This window comes from Persicitalea sp., from assembly GCF_041751555.1.
In the GTDB taxonomy this organism is placed as follows: domain Bacteria; phylum Bacteroidota; class Bacteroidia; order Cytophagales; family Spirosomataceae; genus Persicitalea.
In genome coordinates this window covers 1-4624 of the sequence record NZ_JBGSXF010000146.1, presented here as the reverse complement: position 1 = coordinate 4624, position 4624 = coordinate 1, and the positions used below count along the sequence as shown (strand labels likewise).

3 protein-coding genes and 1 pseudogene are annotated in these 4624 nt (G+C 50.6%); 1 reads left to right on the top strand and 3 read right to left on the bottom strand.

What is annotated here, in order from left to right; translation table 11 throughout:
* From ACEW8P_RS04925 to ACEW8P_RS04915, 3 genes and pseudogenes are all read right to left on the bottom strand, one after another.
* A pseudogene (locus ACEW8P_RS04925) lies at positions 1 to 213 on the bottom strand (class I SAM-dependent methyltransferase); the annotation flags it as partial.
* Between the two features lie 170 nt (positions 214 to 383).
* Positions 384 to 1184, bottom strand: coding sequence for a queuosine precursor transporter (locus ACEW8P_RS04920; protein WP_373511990.1), 801 nt, complete (start codon positions 1182 to 1184; stop codon positions 384 to 386).
* Positions 1181 to 2431: a pyridoxal phosphate-dependent aminotransferase gene (locus tag ACEW8P_RS04915; protein WP_373511989.1), complete on the bottom strand. Its 1251-nt coding sequence runs from the start codon at positions 2429 to 2431 to the stop codon at positions 1181 to 1183. The genes ACEW8P_RS04920 and ACEW8P_RS04915 overlap by 4 nt, the downstream gene beginning before the upstream one ends.
* Positions 2432 to 2668: 237 nt before the next feature.
* Here ACEW8P_RS04915 and ACEW8P_RS04910 point away from each other — a divergent pair, with 237 nt between their 5' ends.
* On the top strand, positions 2669 to 4456 hold the full coding sequence (locus ACEW8P_RS04910; protein WP_373511988.1) for an arylsulfatase: 1788 nt from the start codon (positions 2669 to 2671) through the stop codon (positions 4454 to 4456).
* Positions 4457 to 4624: the final 168 nt, after the last annotated feature.

Here is a 4624-nt window from a genome sequence, read left to right as displayed (position 1 = left end):
GTTTTGCTTGATATTATTGGTATAAACGCCGTCGCCGCAGCCAATGTCGATCAGTGTCTCGTATTCCGGTTTTATAAATTTGAATATTTCGTCGGAGATACGCTTGTTGGCGACGTGCGATGAAAACTGGGCATTGGTCGTATACAGGAAACCTTCGTTTTCTTCGACATTCTGATTAAAAGCTTTGACGTTTTCTTTGAGTGATGTGCTCATGATATTTTTAAGTTGATGTTTCCAGCGGACAAACTTAGGGCGTTTATTTTGAAGGTCGATGTATTCTAAGGAATTTATTGAATTGGGTATTGAAAATGTACTACTATAAATACTGATAGTTAGATATTTGAGGGTTGCTTGTTTTGAAAAAGTACAAATACTATTCTTAACTAACGCCCGGAATAAGAAGATACTGCTGCCTCTTCTGCCATCGATTCCGCCTTTTCTTTGCCTAAATAGTTATCGATAAAGTAGTGAGCCACGTACAGCAACGGCGTAGTGAGGATAGCTATCGCACCTTTGTAAATATAGTTGACCGAACCCACGGCAAATACCTGATTGATGCTCCAATTACCAAAAACATAAAAGGCGATGCCGATGACCACGAAACTATCCACGAGTTGCGAGAACATCGTGGAACCCGTCGCCCGCAGCCAAATGTGCTTGCTACCCGTCCGGCGGCGCAGCCAGGAGAATACCGAAATGTCGAGCAATTGGCCGAGCAGAAAAGCGACGATCGAGCCGACCATAATTCCCAATCCTTGCCGAAAAATTACTGAAAAGGCCTCGTTGATATTGAGAGGATTACCCGCTGCATCGGTACTATTAAGATCGAGCCAGAACTGCGCGGGCGGCAGGTGGGTAGTTGCGTAAATTACCCCAAACATGTAGACGATGAATCCCGCCGTCAGGAAGGAAATGCGCCGCACGCCACGTCGCCCAAAGTACTCGTTGATGAGGTCAGAGGTAATGAAGACGATGGGCCAGTTGAGCACGCCCGCCGACATATTGAAATCCAATAATTGACCGCCAAGCGCAATTTGGGCGGGTGGCATACCAAGAAATCCCTCAACGGAGAATATCTTGGTTCCGATAATTTCGGCGATCAGGGCGTTGGTCAGGAAAAGTCCGCACAGAAAGAGAAACAGGCGCTGGCCTTTCTGCTCGGTGGTGGCGGCGGTCGAGGTCATTCTTGTTCCAAAACTTCTTCTACCGTGAGCGGGACGGAAAGGCGGTGGGCTTCCAGGAAAAAGGTGATGCGATTCACTGCTTCGTTCAACTCATCGACGGTGGGAAGAAACACGATGCGGAAATGGTCTCTATGAAAATAGTTAAAACCCGTACCGGATACCATCAGCACCCGTTGCTCGCTCAGTAGTTTAAAAATAAAATCCTCGTCATCCCGAAAATCGAACAGGTCCAGATCTATCTTGGGAAAGAGGTAAAGCGCTCCCCTGGGCCGCACGCAGGTAATTCCCGGAATGGCTGTGATGCGTTCGTACACCGCGTTCATCTGCTTGTGCAGCCTTCCCGTGGGAAGTACCAGATCGTGGATGCTCTGGTAGCCGCCAAGGGCCGTTTGGATTGCGTATTGCGTGGGTACGTTGGCGCAAAGCCGCATACTGGCCAGCAGCAAAATGCCTTCTACGTAGGATTTGGCCCGCTTTTTGGCCCCGCTCAGAATCATCCAGCCGCCCCGGAAGCCGGCCGCGCGGTAATTTTTGGACAGACCGCCGAAGGTTACGCACAGGGTGTCCTCGACCATGGTCGCGATGGGGTAGTGCACCGCGTCGTCATAAACAATGCGGTCGTAAATCTCATCAGAAAAAATAATGATTTGATGTTCCTCAGCGATCCGGGCAATGCGCTCGACGATCGCCTTGTCGTACACTGCACCCGTAGGATTGTTGGGATTAATCAGAACGATACCTTTGGTACGGGGCGTGATTTTGCTTTCCAGATCGTCCAGATCGGGGTTCCAGTCATTGGCCTCGTCACAAACGTAGTGGACAGGCTTCCCGCCGCTGAGGGCGATGGAGGTAGTCCAGAGCGGGTAGTCGGGTGAGGGTACCAGGATTTCGTCGCCAGTATTCAGCAGCGCCTGCATCGAGAGCAGAATCAGCTCACTCACGCCGTTACCAATAAAGATATCGTTGATCTCGACGTTGGGGATGCCCTGCGTTTGTGTGTAATGCATCACCGCTTTCCGAGCGGCGAACAGTCCGCGCGAGTCAGCGTAGCCCTGAGCATTGCGGATGTTCATGATGATGTCGTGGACGATCTCGTCCGGCGCGTCGAATCCGAATGGAGCCGGGTTGCCGATGTTCAGATTGATGATCTTAAAGCCCTGGCTTTCGAGTTCCAGCGCCTTTTCATAGACCGGACCGCGGATATCATACTTTAAATTATCGAGGCGATGGCTTTTTTGGAATTCCATGCAGAAAGGTGAATTCAACGAAAAAATAAGGGCAAATATACGGAAACAGCCCCAAGATTCTAGCCAGCAGCTACTTCCTGTCCAGAATATGAATCATGGCTCATTGGCTTGAGCAAATCTTTAACCACTAACCCATTCTTTATGTCTAGATTGACATCAATCACAGCATTGAGCAGGTAGAGGGCCACTGAGTTGCCCTTTTTCAAACAACAATTTAATAAAACTACCCTGAGCACGATGAACAACCGACCTCTACCTTTTTCTGCTTTGCTACTCCTAGTCTTGGCTATCGCCTTGGTTGGCATCGAAGAACTTTCAGCCCAGAGTAATAAGCTGAACGCAGCCCGACCTAATGTTCTCATCATGATGTCGGACGACCAGGGCTATGGAGACATAGGTTCGCATGGCAATCCTTACTTGAAAACGCCGAACATAGAGTCCATCGGGGCGCAGGGCGCGGAGATGACGCACTTTTTCACCTATCCTAGTTGCTCGCCTACCCGAGCCGGACTGTTGACGGGGCGCTATCCCTTTCGTACCGGGGTGGTGGGCGTGACGCAGGTAGAGCATTTGATGAATACTTCCGAAAGAACCATCGCCGAAATTCTGGGTAGCAACGGCTACCGCACCGGAATCTTCGGCAAATGGCACTTGGGCGATAACCATCCCATGCGCCCCACGGATCAGGGTTTTCAGGAAGCGTTGGTACACAAGGGCGGCGGTATCGGACAAGCGGCAGGGCCCGCCGACAACTCCTACTTCGACCCTGTGCTGGAACACAACAATGTATCGAAGAAATACAAAGGCTATTGCGACGACATCTTCACAGACGCCGCGATTGATTTTATCCAAAAGAAAGACGGCAAGCCATTTCTGGCCTATTTGGCTACCAACCTGCCCCACTTTCCGCTGGATGTGCCCGACTATCGCGCCGACCCTTATCGGAAAATGGGGCTTCACGAAGACAACGCACGGACTTACGGCATGATCGACAACATTGACTCCAATGTGGGTAAGATTCTGACAAAACTCAAAGAGCTGGGTATCGAGAAAAACACCATTGTCATCTTCCTCTCGGACAACGGCCCCCGCGATCGCCGAACTAAAAACGACGTCTATCCGGGGCGTTGGGTAGCTAACCTGCGGGGTACCAAGACGAGCGTGTATGATAATGGCATCCGGGTACCTTTTTTCGTCCGCTGGCCGGGACATATCCCACCCAGCACCAAACTGGATCAAATGGGTACCATGATTGATATTCTGCCGACGGTGCTGGAAGCCTGTAACATCTCTAAACCCAACGGACTGAAACTGGATGGAAAATCTCTGCTATCGCTGTGGGAAGGGAAGGGCGAGAAACAGGGAGAGAGAACGTTTTTTACCCAACTACATGGTGGACCGACGCCCTTCGAGTACATGCACTTCGCCGTCCGAACCCAGAAATACAAATTGATCGGCCCGCAGGACAACCCTCACGGAATTCTGTGTCCACCCTCCGATCCCGAGCTCAGCAAAGTACTGGCTACTCTCGAACTCTACGATGTGGAAGGCGACCCGAGCGAGCGGGTTAACCTGGCTAAAAAACACCCCGAAATCGTCACCGAGCTACTGTCGAGATACGAGGATTGGTTCCATGACGTGACGCAGGAGCGGGAAGCCAAAGGCGTGCAGCGAATATTCATCGGCACTAAGGCCCAGCCGTCGGTGAGCCTGTCCCGATTCGATTGGGGCGGCAACAGGGCATTGTCGGGAACGCAAATCGGGAACCTGGGTCACTGGCGGGTGCAGTCTGAAGCGGGTACCTACCGGGTGACGCTTCACTTTGATCCTGCAAGTGCCGAGGGCGTGGCTCACCTGAAATACAACGGAGAGCATATTCAAATCCCTGTCAGTAAAGGGCAACGAAAGGTAGTTTTTAATGAGGTCAAGCTTCCGGCGGGAACGGGTAATTTGCTGACGTACTTAAAAATACAGAGACTTCCGATGGGGCCTGAATATGTAGATGTGGAAAGAATTGACGGGTAGGTAGGCAACCTGAACTCACGATTCAGAGCTGCCGGAGTTTATAGCAATAGTTATTTTACAGTTATTGAGAATTGCCTGTTAATGAGTTGTGTGAACTAGAAAACTGTCGATTCCTATGAACTATGAGACGTAAATATCCGTTGCAAAGACAGTATCTTACCGGGAGTT